At 61.6% G+C, this 12776-nt stretch carries 14 protein-coding genes; 6 read left to right on the top strand and 8 right to left on the bottom strand.

Annotated features, from left to right (window positions below; translation table 11 throughout):
* Nucleotides 1–96 precede the first annotated feature (96 nt).
* From RL_RS04885 to moaB, 4 genes are all read left to right on the top strand, one after another.
* On the top strand, nucleotides 97–1113 hold the full coding sequence (locus RL_RS04885) for a polyprenyl synthetase family protein (RefSeq protein ID WP_003545868.1): 1017 nt from the start codon (nucleotides 97–99) through the stop codon (nucleotides 1111–1113).
* 134 nt (nucleotides 1114–1247) lie between these two features.
* Nucleotides 1248–3080, top strand: a complete 1833-nt coding sequence (locus RL_RS04880; RefSeq protein ID WP_011650677.1) for a tetratricopeptide repeat protein — start codon at nucleotides 1248–1250, stop codon at nucleotides 3078–3080.
* A gap of 57 nt (nucleotides 3081–3137) precedes the next feature.
* On the top strand, nucleotides 3138–4049 hold the full coding sequence (locus tag RL_RS04875; protein WP_011650676.1) for a 4-(cytidine 5'-diphospho)-2-C-methyl-D-erythritol kinase: 912 nt from the start codon (nucleotides 3138–3140) through the stop codon (nucleotides 4047–4049).
* Nucleotides 4049–4600 carry a molybdenum cofactor biosynthesis protein B gene (gene moaB / locus RL_RS04870; RefSeq protein WP_011650675.1) on the top strand — a complete coding sequence of 184 codons (552 nt, stop codon included), beginning with the start codon at nucleotides 4049–4051 and terminating at the stop codon, nucleotides 4598–4600. The genes RL_RS04875 and moaB overlap by 1 nt, the downstream gene beginning before the upstream one ends.
* A 23-nt stretch (nucleotides 4601–4623) precedes the next feature.
* Here the strand turns inward: moaB and RL_RS04865 are convergent, their stop codons facing one another.
* Both RL_RS04865 and RL_RS04860 read right to left on the bottom strand, forming a co-directional pair.
* On the bottom strand, nucleotides 4624–4959 hold the full coding sequence (locus RL_RS04865; RefSeq protein WP_011650674.1) for a hypothetical protein: 336 nt from the start codon (nucleotides 4957–4959) through the stop codon (nucleotides 4624–4626).
* Nucleotides 4960–5143: 184 nt separating this feature from the next.
* Nucleotides 5144–5662: a glycosyltransferase family 2 protein gene (locus RL_RS04860; RefSeq protein ID WP_011650673.1), complete on the bottom strand. Its 519-nt coding sequence runs from the start codon at nucleotides 5660–5662 to the stop codon at nucleotides 5144–5146.
* A gap of 139 nt (nucleotides 5663–5801) precedes the next feature.
* Between RL_RS04860 and RL_RS04855 the strand changes: the two genes are divergently transcribed.
* The gene (locus RL_RS04855) at nucleotides 5802–6959 is read left to right on the top strand and encodes a PA0069 family radical SAM protein (RefSeq protein ID WP_011650672.1); all 1158 of its coding nucleotides are present in this window, start codon (nucleotides 5802–5804) and stop codon (nucleotides 6957–6959) included.
* 282 nt (nucleotides 6960–7241) lie between these two features.
* Entirely contained in the window at nucleotides 7242–7931 is a 690-nt protein-coding gene (locus RL_RS04850; RefSeq protein ID WP_011650671.1) for a ribonuclease HII, read from the top strand.
* 466 nt (nucleotides 7932–8397) lie between these two features.
* On the opposite strand, the gene RL_RS04845 is transcribed toward RL_RS04850, so the two are convergent.
* The 6 genes from RL_RS04845 to RL_RS04820 form a co-directional block, all read right to left on the bottom strand.
* Entirely contained in the window at nucleotides 8398–8886 is a 489-nt protein-coding gene (locus RL_RS04845) for a F0F1 ATP synthase subunit B (RefSeq protein WP_011650669.1), read from the bottom strand.
* 3 nt (nucleotides 8887–8889) lie between these two features.
* On the bottom strand, nucleotides 8890–9513 hold the full coding sequence (locus RL_RS04840; protein WP_011650668.1) for a F0F1 ATP synthase subunit B: 624 nt from the start codon (nucleotides 9511–9513) through the stop codon (nucleotides 8890–8892).
* Between the two features lie 77 nt (nucleotides 9514–9590).
* Nucleotides 9591–9818 carry a F0F1 ATP synthase subunit C gene (locus RL_RS04835; RefSeq protein WP_003545854.1) on the bottom strand — a complete coding sequence of 76 codons (228 nt, stop codon included), beginning with the start codon at nucleotides 9816–9818 and terminating at the stop codon, nucleotides 9591–9593.
* Nucleotides 9819–9885: 67 nt separating this feature from the next.
* Nucleotides 9886–10638 carry a F0F1 ATP synthase subunit A gene (locus RL_RS04830; RefSeq protein ID WP_011650667.1) on the bottom strand — a complete coding sequence of 251 codons (753 nt, stop codon included), beginning with the start codon at nucleotides 10636–10638 and terminating at the stop codon, nucleotides 9886–9888.
* A gap of 62 nt (nucleotides 10639–10700) precedes the next feature.
* Nucleotides 10701–11033, bottom strand: coding sequence for an AtpZ/AtpI family protein (locus RL_RS04825; RefSeq protein ID WP_011650666.1), 333 nt, complete (start codon nucleotides 11031–11033; stop codon nucleotides 10701–10703).
* Nucleotides 11034–11304: 271 nt separating this feature from the next.
* On the bottom strand, nucleotides 11305–12534 hold the full coding sequence (locus RL_RS04820; protein ID WP_011650665.1) for a cell wall hydrolase: 1230 nt from the start codon (nucleotides 12532–12534) through the stop codon (nucleotides 11305–11307).
* Between the last annotated feature and the right edge of the window lie 242 nt (nucleotides 12535–12776).

The raw sequence follows: 12776 nt of genomic DNA, 5'->3' as shown, positions 1-12776 counted from the left end.
TCCTTCCAATTTCGCCCAGCGCGACAATTCACCCCTTGCCGCGTCCATCGCCCCTTTCTATTGTCAGGTGCAATGAATGAATAGGAGTCCGGGTCGTTGGGCGTGGTCATACCGCTTGAAGAAAGCAAAAACAAACTGGCATCCATAAAGCCGCTGGTCGATCTTACCAGGGCGGATATGGAGCGAGTAAACCAGCTCATTCTGTCTAAGGCCGGCTCCGACGTACAGATGATCCCCGAAGTGGCGAACCATCTGATTTCGTCCGGCGGCAAGCGACTGCGGCCGATGCTGACGCTGGCTTCCGCGTCGCTGTTCGACTACAGGGGCGAAAACCACATCAAGCTCGCCACATCGGTCGAGTTCATGCATACGGCAACGCTGCTGCATGACGATGTCGTCGACGAGAGCGATCTTCGCCGCGGCAAATCGACGGCACGGATGATCTGGGGCAACCAGGCAAGTGTGCTGGTCGGCGACTTCCTGCTCGGCCAGGCCTTCCGCATGATGGTCGATGTCGGCTCGCTCGATGCGCTCGACGTCTTGTCTTCCGCCGCCTGCGTGATCGCGGAAGGCGAAGTGCTGCAGCTTTCCGTCGCCAAGAATATGGAGACGACGGAGGACGATTATCTCTCCGTCATTCGCGCCAAGACGGCGGCCCTCTTTGCCGCTGCCGCCGAAGTCGGGCCGATCGTCGCCGAGGTCGGCCGGTCCGGCCGCAATGCGTTGAAATCCTACGGCATGAATCTTGGGCTTGCCTTCCAGCTCGTCGACGACGCGCTTGATTACGGCGGCAAGGCGGCCGATCTCGGCAAGAATGTCGGCGACGATTTCCGCGAAGGCAAGATCACCCTGCCGGTCATTCTCGCCTATCGCCGCGGCACCGAGGACGAGCGCGCCTTCTGGCGTGATGCGATCGAGGCCGGCAACAGCACCGACGCCAACCTCGAAAAAGCGCTGGGGCTGATCACCAAATATGGCACGCTCAGCGACACGATCGGCCGCGCGATCCATTACGGAACAATCGCACGGGACGCGCTTGCGCCCCTTCCCGATACGGTCTGGAAATCCGCCCTGATGGAAGTGATCGACTTCTGCATCGAGCGCGTCAATTGATCAAACGTCCTTGATCGCAGGCTGATTTTCTTGCAGCGCCGCTTCAAAAAAGCCATCCTGTTGTGAATCAGTGATCGCAACTGGTTTTGCGACCGACACCATTTGTCGGGACGCTGTCGAAGAAAGGTTTCCTAATGCGGCAGAGACTTGCCATCCGTCTTCTTACGAGCGCAGCGCTTGCAGCTGTCCTTTCGCTGGGCAGCGTCGACGGCGTGAACGCCGAGGATGCGGCCAAGGCAGACGATGCCGGCACGGCCGCTCACTTTGACGCGGACAGCGTGACCACTTTCTCCGGCGCCTTCCTCGCAGCGCGCACTGCCGATGTCGACCATGACTACGAAACGGCGATTGAGCTCTACAAGAAGGCGCTGCAGATCGAGCCCGGCAATCCCGAGATTCGCCAGCGGCTGATGATCTCGCTGCTGCTCAATGGCGATATCAAGGACGGCGTCAAATATGCCAATGACCTGAAGGGCGATCCTTCCGTCGAGCGTATCACCACGATTGTGCGCGGCATGGATGCCGTGCGCCGTGACGACTACAAGTCCGCCGAGGCCATCCTGAAATATAAGGGGCCAAACGATCTCGACCGGATGATGAACGACCTGCTGCTCGCCTGGGCCCGCGTCGGCGCCGGCCGCGGCAAGGAAGCGCTGACGATGGTCGAGAAGATGAAGGGGCCGGACTGGTTCCGCATCTTCCAGAACTACAATGCCGGGGCGATCGCCATCGCCATCGGCGACGTGAAATCCGCCCGAAAGCATCTGAACGATGCCGTGCTCGACAAGGAGGGGGGCGCGACCGCGCCCGACACCTTCATGCGCGCCGTGATGGCGCTTGCCCGCCTCGAAGCAACACAAGGCAATAAGCAGAAGGCGCTCGACGCCGTTTCCGTGGGTGACAACCTGTTGCCGAACTATGCGCCGCTGAACGCGCTGCGCGACAGTATCGAAAAGAACGAGAAGCAAGAGCAGCAGGTCAAGACGGCCGAAGAAGGTGCAGCCGGCGTGCTCTTCTCGGTCGGCGGCGCGTTGAACCGTGACGGCGCCGAGGACATCGTCTCGCTTTACCTGCAGACGGCCAATGCGCTCGATCCGAACAGCGCCGATACGCTGGTGCTGCTCGGCGGCATTGCCGAGAAGCAGAACCAGATGGACCGCGCCATCGCGCTCTACAAGAAGGTGCCGGAGAATTCGCCGATGCGGCGCATCTCCGAGCTGCAGCTCGGCCTTGCCCTTGCCCAGGGCGGCAAGGTGGACGAGGCGCGCAAGCATCTGCAGGCGCTGATCGCCTCCGACCCGAAGGACATCCGCAGTTACCTCGCCTATGGCAGCGTGCTCTCCGACGCCAAGGACTACCAGGCGATGGCCACGAATTACGACAAGGCCGTCGAAACGATCGGCCCCATTCCCGGCCGCGCCAACTGGAGCGTCTTCTTCCAGCGCGGCATTGCCTATGAGCGGCTGAAGAAGTGGGACCAGGCGGAACCGAACTTCCGCAAGGCGCTGGAGCTCAATCCCGACCAGCCGCAGGTACTGAATTATCTCGGCTATTCGTGGATCGACATGAACCGGAACCTCGACGAAGGTCTCGGCATGATCAAGAAAGCCGTCGACCTTCGTCCCGACGACGGCTACATCATCGATTCGCTCGGCTGGGCCTATTTCCGCCTTAACCGCTTCGACGATGCCGTCGACGAGTTGGAGCGGGCCGCACAGATCAAGGCCGGCGATGCGACGATCAACGACCATCTCGGCGACGCCTACTGGCGCGTCGGGCGCAAGCTCGAGGCCGTCTACCAGTGGAACCGGGCGCTCGGCTCCGAGCCCGAAGCTGCCGAGATCCCGAAGATCAAGGACAAGGTCGCCAACGGCCTGCCCCCCGCCAGCGACGATGCCAAGGCGGCCGACAAGAAGCAGCCGGATCCGGCACCCGTTATCCCGCCGCCGGTCGACAAGAAATCCTGACGGGCGGGAGGCATGCCTGAAAAGGACTTGGCCGGATACAGGTCAAAGAAATAGAGCATGATGTCGTCCGAAAACCGCTCACACTTTTCGGCATCATGCTCCAGCATCACCGAGGAAGCTCGCGCGAAGATCAACCTGGCCCTGCATGTGACGGGCCAGCGGCCGGATGGCTATCATCTGCTCGATATGCTGGTGACCTTCGCAGATCACGGCGACCGGCTGGACTTCGTGCCGTCGCCGACCGATGCGTTCACTCTGTCGGGCCGTTTTGGCGGAACACTTGCCGGCGGCAGCGGCACCAACTTGGTGCTGAAGGCCCGCGATCTCCTACGCGCGGCGATCGGTCCCCTCGCCTTCCCCGTCCGCATCCATTTGGAAAAGAACCTGCCGATCGCCTCCGGCATCGGCGGCGGCTCGGCGGATGCGGCTGCGACGCTGCGCGGGCTGACGCGGCTCTGGGGCGCGACGTTGCCCGAGGAGGCGCTCGCAGCTCTCGCCCTGAAGCTCGGCGCCGACGTGCCGATGTGCCTTGAGAGCCGGCCGTTGATTGCCCGCGGCATCGGCGAAGAGCTCGAACCCGTGCCGGAGCTGCCGGCCTTTGCCATGGTGCTCGCCAATCCGCTGAAGGGCGTCTCGACGCCTGAGGTTTTCCGCCGGCTGGCGGAGAAAAACAATCCGGCTCTGAGCTTGGCACTGAGCCGGCCTCAGACTGCCGACTGGCTCGCGGCGATTGCTGCTGCCCGCAACGACCTAGAGCCGCCGGCGCGCGAACTCGTGCCCGAGATCGCGGCGATCTCGGCGATGTTGCAGGCCCATGGCGCGCTTTTGACCCGCATGTCCGGTTCCGGCGCCACCTGTTTCGGCATCTTTGCGACGATGGCGGCTGCGAAAGACGCGGCGGCAGCTCTTCACGAGGCGCGCCTCGACTGGTATTTCCAGGCGACGGAAACGGTTTCGGGAGGCGTATGATGGCAGGTCTGGACGAAAAGCGGCCTTTTATCGCCGTCGGTATTGCGGTTCTGACTGTCTCGGATACGCGCACGCCGGAGACGGACAAGTCAGGCGACACGCTGGTAGCGCGGATCATGGAGGCGGGCCACAGGCTGGTCGACCGGGGAATCGTGCCCGATGATCGCGCGGCGATTGCCGCACGGGTGAAGGCCTGGACTGAGAACGAAGACATAGACGTCGTCATCACCACTGGCGGCACCGGCTTTACCGGCCGCGACGTGACGCCCGAAGCACTGGAGCCCTTGTTCGAAAAGCGGATGGACGGCTTTTCCGCCATCTTCCACCGGATCTCCTACGAGAAGATCGGCACGGCGACGATCCAGTCGCGCGCCACGGCAGGTGTTGCCAACGCCACCTTCATCTTCGGGCTGCCGGGTTCGCCCGGCGCCTGCCGGGATGCCTGGGACGGCATTCTGAAAGGGCAGCTCGACTATCGAAGCGTGCCGTGCAACTTCGTCGAGATCATGCCGCGCTTGGACGAGCACCTGAAACGCGGCGCGACGAAGTAAACTGGCTGCAACAGCGGGCATCGCTATGTCGCTAGGCCCGGCAGGACGGGCATCGTGTCCCAGCTGTCACCCGACAGCAGGACGCAGCTTGTGCCATGAACATCCGTGACGATGAGTGTCCAGGTGCCGTTTTCGGCAGCATAGACCTCGAGAACGGCGTTCTGGTTGATCAGTCCGATTGCCGTGAGCTTTTCGGCGAAGTTCTTGTCCAGGAAATTGACGATTTCGGGTCGGCCTGCGCAACTGCGCATCATCTGCGATGCTGCCGAATGCGGATGCGCGATCACCAATGTCGGCAATATGACGGCTATGAGGCCGTAGATCATACTGCGTACGCCGTAGATCCTACCGCGTGCCATGACGCACCTCCTTTCGCCGGGAACCCGGCAGAAGAGGAGATTTTCGCTGACCTGTTCTGCCGTTCACCGGCATTCCATGGCCATTCCGTTGCGAAGCCAGGCGCTTCGACGGCGCCACGTTTGAATTATAGCGCGAAATCCTATTGGACGCCATCTTTTGCGCGAAGCCGTGGAAGGGCAGCAACTACCGCGCAGCGCGGGCGACCCAGGAGGGAATGAGTTCACTCGCCAGCCGGCGCGGCTTCTGGCCCTTGACGAATTCGGTGAGTCGCATGCCGCTTTTGGCGGTGGCGAGCGCCAGCTTCTTCGGCATCAGCAAACCAAGCTCCAGCGGCGGCACGGCCCGGCCGACACGCTGGAAGAACGGGCGCCGGTAGCCGCGTGAAGCGGTGAAGCGCGCCGGCAGCTTGTTCAACGCCACATATTCGGCGACCTCATCGATCCAACCGGCCTGGGGTCTTGCGCCCGGCTCGACGAAGAGCAGCCATTCGCCACGGGCTGCGCGGACGATGTCCTTGATATCCCATTGCGAATGGAAGCGGCAGCCGGCGGCGTCGGCCACCCGCGAGGTGCCGTCGCGTGAGCCGTGATCGAGCACGACCACATCACTCACCAGCCCCTCCACCGCGCCTGCCACCAATACCGATAAAGTCTGCGCCAGCTCAGATTCCTGATCCTGACATTCGAGAACAACCGTCAACATTGACTATTTATAATGCGCCGCACAAAATTTTGCCAGCGTCGTTTTCCTCATTTTGTTCTTGCATTGTTCTCGTTTTGCGGATAGGAATTTAATCAGCAAAACGGGCGGAGGCGATGGCTTTCCGCCGCGGGAGAATCCGATGAGAGAACAGTCCCTGGCAGGGCAGGCCGCATTCGCGCCTGCCAATACGGCAGATATTGCCGATGCGATGATCGTGTCCTCCGGCCTGAGAGTCGAGGTCGACCGGCGGCGTGGACGTGGGGCGGGACTGAACCCGACAGGGCGGTTCGAGCCACTTCAGAGGGAGACCGTCGACGATGGCTGGCAGACCTGGGAAGAGCTGCCGCCCTTCAAGACGGAAGTGCAGGTCGAAAAACCGCGCACGGCCATCACCCGCAACGAATCGCCGGATCTTTCCTTCGACCGCTCGATCAATCCCTATCGCGGCTGCGAGCACGGTTGCATTTACTGTTTCGCCCGGCCGACACACGCCTATATGGGGCTTTCTGCGGGGCTCGACTTCGAGACGAAGCTCTTTGCCAAGCCCGATGCGGCAAAGCTGCTGGAGCGGGAGCTCGCCAAGCCCGGCTACAAGGTGCGGGTGATCGCGATCGGCACCAATACCGATCCCTATCAGCCGATCGAGAAGGAATGGCGCATCATGCGCGGCATTCTCGAGGTGCTGAACAAGGCGAACCATCCGGTATCGATCGTCACCAAGTCGGCGATGATCCTGCGCGATCTCGACATCCTGCAGGAGATGGCAGGCAAGAACCTGGTGCGCGTCGGCATCTCGGTGACCACGCTGGATCGCAAGCTTGCCCGGACGATGGAGCCACGTGCCGCCACACCGCCGCGGCGGCTGGAGACGATCCACACCCTTGCGGAAGCAGGAATCCAGACGGCTGTCATGGCCGCCCCGCTCATCCCGGCGCTAAACGACCACGAGCTGGAGCGTATCCTCGAATCGGCAAAGGCTGCGGGTGCTGCCGAGGCGAGCTATGTCATCCTCAGACTGCCGCTCGAGGTCAGCCCGCTGTTTCGCGACTGGCTGCTGCAGCATTATCCCGATCGTTACCGGCATGTGATGTCGCTGGTACGCTCGATGCGCGGCGGCAAGGATTACGATGCCGAATTCGGCAAGCGCATGAAGGGCGCCGGCCCCTATGCGTGGCAGATCGCCCGGCGCTTTGAAATGGCCGCCAGACGTTTCGGCCTGACGCGACGCAGCGTGCCGCTGCGCGACGATCTGTTCGTACCGCCGGATGGCAGCGGCGTGCAGCTGTCGTTGCTCTAACCTTTTGTTTTTACGCAATTCCGGACGGAAAACTGCTGCACACTTTTCCTGGAATTACCTCTAACCTTTTACGCAATTCCAGACGGAAAACCGCGCCGCACTTTTCCTGGAATTGCTTCAAGCTTGCGCATCGGCATCTCGATAAAACCGCCCTGTTTTCGAGCCCCGAGCGCAATTCCCGCGGATGGCCCTGACCGCCACCATCCGCCGGACCGGTCCCCGGCCCGCCGCCCTAATCCGGGGACTTGCGGGAAATCGGGTTGGCGTGCGAGGTTCAGCCGCATGAAACCTCGCACGCCACCCGATTCTCCCCTGCTTTTCGACACGGCTCCGCTCGTGCCGGATTTTCGACTGGAACTCAAAGCCCGCAAGGCCGGCCATTGGCCGGTCGCCGGCGCCGATGAGGCAGGCCGCGGGCCGCTGGCGGGACCCGTCGTGGCTGCCGCCGTTATTCTCGATCCGAAGCGCATCCCTGAGGGGCTGAACGATTCCAAGCAGCTTTCGGCGCAACGGCGCGAGGAACTGTTCGTGCAGATTCTGGCGACTGCGACCGTCTCCATCGCCTCCTCCAGTTCGACGCGCATCGACGAGACGGATATCCGCAAGGCAAGCCTCGACGCCATGCGCCGCGCTATCTGCAGCCTCGCCATTCCGGCCAGCTACGTGCTCACCGACGGGCTCGACGTGCCACCCGGCCTCGATTGCCCCGGACAGGCGGTGGTCAAGGGCGATGCCCGCTCGGTTTCGATCGCCGCCGCCTCGATCGTCGCCAAGGTGACGCGTGACCGGATGATGGCCCGGGCCCATAGCGTGTTTCCGGATTACGGCTTTGCCGCGCATGTGGGCTACGGCACGGCGCAACACCGCGCCGGCATCGAGAGGCATGGCCCCTGTTCGCTCCACCGGATGAGCTTCAGACCGTTGCGCAAGACCGAGAACGGTCCTGAGACGGACGAGCTGCTTTCCGAGTAGGTCGCCCCAAAGAAGAATGAGAAGGCCAGGACACGCCCTATGAAACGCGCGCGAGGAATGGAGAGGTTGCTGCATGTGCCCTCTCCCCTCGGGGAGAGGTGCCGGCAGGCGGATGAGGGGGCCGCACGGCACGTTCTTCACGTAAAACCTATTCCGGCGCCGATGGTAACGCCGCTCCCCAGCGCCCTGAATACGGTCGAGACAATGTCATCGCGGTCGAAGCTCGTATGCGCATTCCCCGCTGGGGAGAAGAGGGAATCGAGACGTTGTGGCATGTCCCTTCGCCCTGTTTACGACGGCCCGAAGGACGGCGCGAGAAACGTGCTCAACGCAGGCGAAGGTGGCAATGCCGGATCAACGGCAATACGTTGTCCTCGGCAAAAGGCCGAATAAAGACCAAGCTTTGCCAGCAAAAGAAAAGGCCGGGACATGCCCGGCCTTCCCTCTCAATCTTTTTCGAAGTTGCTCAGTTCAGCCGCGTCTTGACTTGGCCGACGGCATTGCCGAAGAGCTCGGACTGGACCTTGGCGTCGGCCCGCTTGGCAAGCACGGTTTCGGCGGCCGCGATAGCAAGATCGACGGCGGCAGAACGCACCGCCTTCATCGCCTCGACCTCGGCCTGCTTAATCTTCTGCTCAGACAGCGCCGTGCGATTGGCGACGAATTCTTCCGTCTTCTTCATCGCTTCGGCGGTCAGCATTTCGGCTTCGCGCTCGGCGGCGGCAACGATGTGGGCCGCTTCGGCCTCCGCTTCCTTGCGCTTGCGCTGGTATTCGACAAGCAGGTGCTGGGCTTCCTCGCGCAGACGCTTGGCTTCGGCCAGTTCGTTGCGGATCTGGTCGGCGCGGTCGTCGAGCGACTTCGCCATCATGCCCGGGACCTTCAGGTAGACGACCAGCGCCAGAAAGAGGACGAGGCCGACAAAGGCGAAGAAAGTCGCATCAAGAAATTCCATCGATCAAACCTCCTTCTTGGCGGCCGCAACGGCGGCGGCGACATCGGCCTTGGCGACGGTGCCGCCGATCAGCTGATCGATAACGGCAGCGGCCGTTTCCTCGGCAATGGCGCCGACATCGGCGAAGGCCTTCGCCTTGATCTCGCCGATGCGGACCTCGGCAGCCTTGATCTTTTCCGACAGGGTCGCCTCGACTGCACGGCGATCCTGCTCGGCCTTGGCCTTGGCAGCGTCGCGCGCGGCACTGCCGATCGCATTGGACTTGGCACGGGCAGCGGCCAGTTCACCTTCATAGGTCCGGACGGCGGCGTCGGCTTCCGCCTTCAGGCGGCCTGCTTCTTCCACATCCTGGGAGAGGCGCGTGTGACGCTGATCGAGGATCGCCCCGATGCGCGGCGCGATGACCTTTTGCATGAGCAAATAGAAGACGCCGAACGTGATCACCAGCCAGAGCAGCTGGGATGCGTAGGTCGTCGAATCGAAAGGCGGGAAGGGGCCGCGGGCGTGTCCGCCTTCGGCAACACCAGTCTCGGTATGGACCTCGCCTGCGGCCGGAGCGGCATGCGCATCCGTACCCGTCGCTGCCGCCGGTGCTTCCTCAGCGTAAGCCGGGGTCACAAAAAACATGCTCACCTCCAGGTGGACTGCAAATGCAAAGGATCACGGCTTGCGATCGCAGGCCGTGATCCATCTATTCGCCGATATCAGACGGCGAAGAGGAGGAGGAGAGCGACGAGCAGCGAGAAGATGCCCAGAGCTTCCGTAACGGCGAAGCCGAATACCAGACGGCCGAACTGGCTGTCAGCGGCAGACGGATTGCGCAGAGCGCCGGAGAGGTAGCTGCCGAAAATATTGCCGAGGCCGAGAGCCGTACCGGCCATACCAAAGCAAGCCAGGCCTGCACCGATGTACTTTGCTGCTTCCGCTTCCATGTTGAACTCCTTTGAAATGGTTGTTGCGGCGAATGACTGACGCCCTTTGACGTCGTTGTCGTTATCCTTAGTGCCCGCCCGGATGGATCGCGTCATTGAGGTACATGCAAGTCAGCACCGCAAAGACGTAAGCCTGGAGGAAGGCGACGAGGAACTCGAGACCGGTCAGGGCGACCGTCATGATGAGGGGAAGAACGGCTCCACCGACACCGACAGCACCGAGGGCTCCAAGCGAGGCGACGAAGCCTGCGAACACCTTCAGCGTGATGTGACCAGCGAGCATGTTTGCGAAAAGACGAACCGAGAGCGAAATCGGACGGGAGAGGAAGGAGATGATTTCGATCGTGACGACCAGCGGCAACAGAATGCCCGGTACGCCCGAGGGCACAAAGACATTCAGAAACTTGAAGCCGTGCTTGTAGAAACCGTAGACGACAACCGTGCCGATGACGAGGATCGCCAGCGCGGCGGTAACGATGATCTGGCTCGTCACCGTGAAGAAATACGGGAACATGCCGAGCAGGTTCGCCGTCAGCACGAACATGAAGAGCGAAAAGACCAGGGGGAAAAACTGCATTCCCTGCTTGCCCGCGCCTTCCGTCAGCATTTTGGCGATGAATTCATAGAAGATTTCCGCGACCGACTGTGAACGGCCCGGCACAATGGCGCGGTTCGAGGTCGCGAAATAAAGGAAACCTGCGGCGATGGCAGCCGAAGCGGCCATGAAGAGCGATGCATTGGTAAACGAAAAATCAATTCCGCCGATTTCGATCGGCACAATCTTCTGGATCAGGAACTGATGAGTCGGATCGCTAGACACCGCTTGTTCTCTCTCTTTGGCCCGCAGAACGCGGGGTCATTGCACTAGACCGGAACCGGTCCTTATTTCTTGTCGTCGTCCAGGGGATGGGCCACCACCCCCGCAGAACGCATCACGTTCAGAACGCCGGCACAAAATCCGAGAAGCAGAAGAACAATCAAACCCCAAGGCGCCGTGCCAACAAAACGGTCGAGGACATAGCCAAGGAGAGCACCGACGACGATTGCGGAAATGAACTCGCTGGAAAGCTTCATCGCCTGGGCATAACCTTTGCGGCTTACCTCGGCGCGGGCTTCGCTTGCCTCTTCCACCTTCGCCTCGACGCGCTTGGTCGCGAGTTTCGCTCCCAATTGCGCACGGCGCTTTTCAAGACTTTCCTCGCGGTCATCCGCCATGGATCTCTCCTCGCCTGTCCGTCGCCCGCACTCCCGCTACCCCGGTCATTCGGACCCCGGACGCGAAGGTTGAGACCCTTCCGGCCCGTTCTGAAGTCGCGCGCAACATAGTTTTAGGGATTAGCATAGTCAAGGCGTAGACAGCTTCTGTCCAGCGAGAAAATAATTCCATCAAATCAAAGAGATAAATCGCCTCTGGGTCGATCGCGCAAATTCGACGGAAAGAATCCGCTTTTCCGGGCCGGAAATCGGCTTGCCCCGGCGATTTATCTCAGCTCCAGCCGCCGCCATAGGTGCGATAGAACACATGAAGACCGATGCGGCCGACCTTTTCCATGGTCTTTGCCCATTTCGGTCTGACATAGACAGCATGGTAGTGCGTCGCCGATCCCACCTGCGGCAGCCAGATCTTGCCAGCGGTCACCGCCATCGCCACGTCGCGGGCGACTCGCCAGTGATATTCCGAGTTCACCCTGTCCTTGATGCTGTCGCAGGCGAAGGAGAACTGGCAGCGGTTGCGCCAATCCTCGTTCTGATAGACGACGCCGCAGATGGTCTTCGGATAGGAAGGGTTGCGGACGCGGTTGAGGATGACCTGGGCGACGGCTGCCTGGCCCTTCACCGATTCTCCACGCGCCTCGAAATAGATGCCGGAGGCAAGGCACTGCTGTTCGCGGGCGGAAAAGACGCTCGGCGCCAGCACGCTTGCGGCCCAGGCGTGATCGCGCGGGCCGATCTCCGGAACGAAGCGGCCGCTGTCCTGTTCGGTCAGGATGGAATCGAACGGCGATTGGCGGGCATAGTCGGGTGCTGCTGGTGCATAGGCGGTGGCCAGCACATCGGCCTTGTTGCTGGTGACGAGGCTTGCGAGCATTGCCGGCACGCCGTTATCGGTCACAACGGGCTGCGTCTTATAGAAAGATGTGGCGATCTCGATTTCCTTGCCCTGGATCTTCGGCTTGACGAAGGCCGACCGGTCCTTGAGATCGAAGCTGGGGGTGAAGAGCATCTTGGTGCGCTCGAGGATCGAGCCGGCGGAAAAGTCCTTCGGCGGCTGCATCCTCTCGACGGCGACGACGCGGCCCTTCTTGGTGCTGCGATTGACGCGATCCTCGTCCGGCGTTTCCTCGTGGCCCCTATCCTTGGCAGTGCCCTTGTCCTTGGCATTGAAGGCGACCTTGCGGCCATCGGGCAGCACCATGCCGGCACCGGCTGCGATCGAACCCGTCACCATCGGCTCGGCAAAGGCGAGTTCGGCCTGGTGGATTGAGCCGGCCGGCGAATTGGTCAGCACCATGCGCCAGTTCTCCCCCTCATGATCGAGGCCGGCGAGCATGGCGGCGAGATCGGCATGAGATGCGACGCTCGGGAAAATCAGCCAGCCGGCGAGACCGAAGATTACGGGCGACACCCAATTCTCGGGAATGAGACGCAGCTTGCTACGGGAAGGGCTCTTTCGACGCAACACGGACTCCGGGCATGGAACGCGGGAACATTCCATTAAAAATCCCGCATTAACCTTGATGTCCGGTTAACAGGCTGTGCCGAAATGTGCCCATGAGAAGTTTTGGATATTCTAATGTGAGGGATAATTTCGTGGGATGAGGAGTGTCGCGGCCTTGTGAAAGCCCCATCCCAAACCCCTTCCCACGAGCGGGAGGGACTAATTTGCGGCACCCGCCTCCAGCAAACATCAGTCTTTCTGCGGATGAAACGATGACGTGGGAAGCGTCGGAGCGGGCA

It is taken from the genome of Rhizobium johnstonii 3841 (genome assembly GCF_000009265.1).
Lineage (GTDB): Bacteria > Pseudomonadota > Alphaproteobacteria > Rhizobiales > Rhizobiaceae > Rhizobium > Rhizobium acaciae.
Note: the sequence above shows the minus strand (reverse complement) of the source record. Positions and strands in the feature narration are given on the sequence as shown.

What these genes read in the sequence shown, in the direction of transcription:
- RL_RS04880 (WP_011650677.1), top strand. Translation starts at nt 1,248, where the DNA reads ATGCGGCAGAGACTTGCCATCCGTCTTCTTACGAGCGCAGCGCTTGCA.
- RL_RS04875 (WP_011650676.1), top strand. Translation starts at nt 3,138, where the DNA reads ATGATGTCGTCCGAAAACCGCTCACACTTTTCGGCATCATGCTCCAGC.
- moaB (WP_011650675.1), top strand. Translation starts at nt 4,049, where the DNA reads ATGGCAGGTCTGGACGAAAAGCGGCCTTTTATCGCCGTCGGTATTGCG.
- RL_RS04865 (WP_011650674.1), bottom strand. Translation starts at nt 4,959, where the DNA reads ATGGCACGCGGTAGGATCTACGGCGTACGCAGTATGATCTACGGCCTC.
- RL_RS04860 (WP_011650673.1), bottom strand. Translation starts at nt 5,662, where the DNA reads ATGTTGACGGTTGTTCTCGAATGTCAGGATCAGGAATCTGAGCTGGCG.
- RL_RS04855 (WP_011650672.1), top strand. Translation starts at nt 5,802, where the DNA reads ATGAGAGAACAGTCCCTGGCAGGGCAGGCCGCATTCGCGCCTGCCAAT.
- RL_RS04850 (WP_011650671.1), top strand. Translation starts at nt 7,242, where the DNA reads ATGAAACCTCGCACGCCACCCGATTCTCCCCTGCTTTTCGACACGGCT.
- RL_RS04845 (WP_011650669.1), bottom strand. Translation starts at nt 8,886, where the DNA reads ATGGAATTTCTTGATGCGACTTTCTTCGCCTTTGTCGGCCTCGTCCTC.
- RL_RS04840 (WP_011650668.1), bottom strand. Translation starts at nt 9,513, where the DNA reads ATGTTTTTTGTGACCCCGGCTTACGCTGAGGAAGCACCGGCGGCAGCG.
- RL_RS04835 (WP_003545854.1), bottom strand. Translation starts at nt 9,818, where the DNA reads ATGGAAGCGGAAGCAGCAAAGTACATCGGTGCAGGCCTGGCTTGCTTT.
- RL_RS04825 (WP_011650666.1), bottom strand. Translation starts at nt 11,033, where the DNA reads ATGGCGGATGACCGCGAGGAAAGTCTTGAAAAGCGCCGTGCGCAATTG.
- RL_RS04820 (WP_011650665.1), bottom strand. Translation starts at nt 12,534, where the DNA reads ATGGAATGTTCCCGCGTTCCATGCCCGGAGTCCGTGTTGCGTCGAAAG.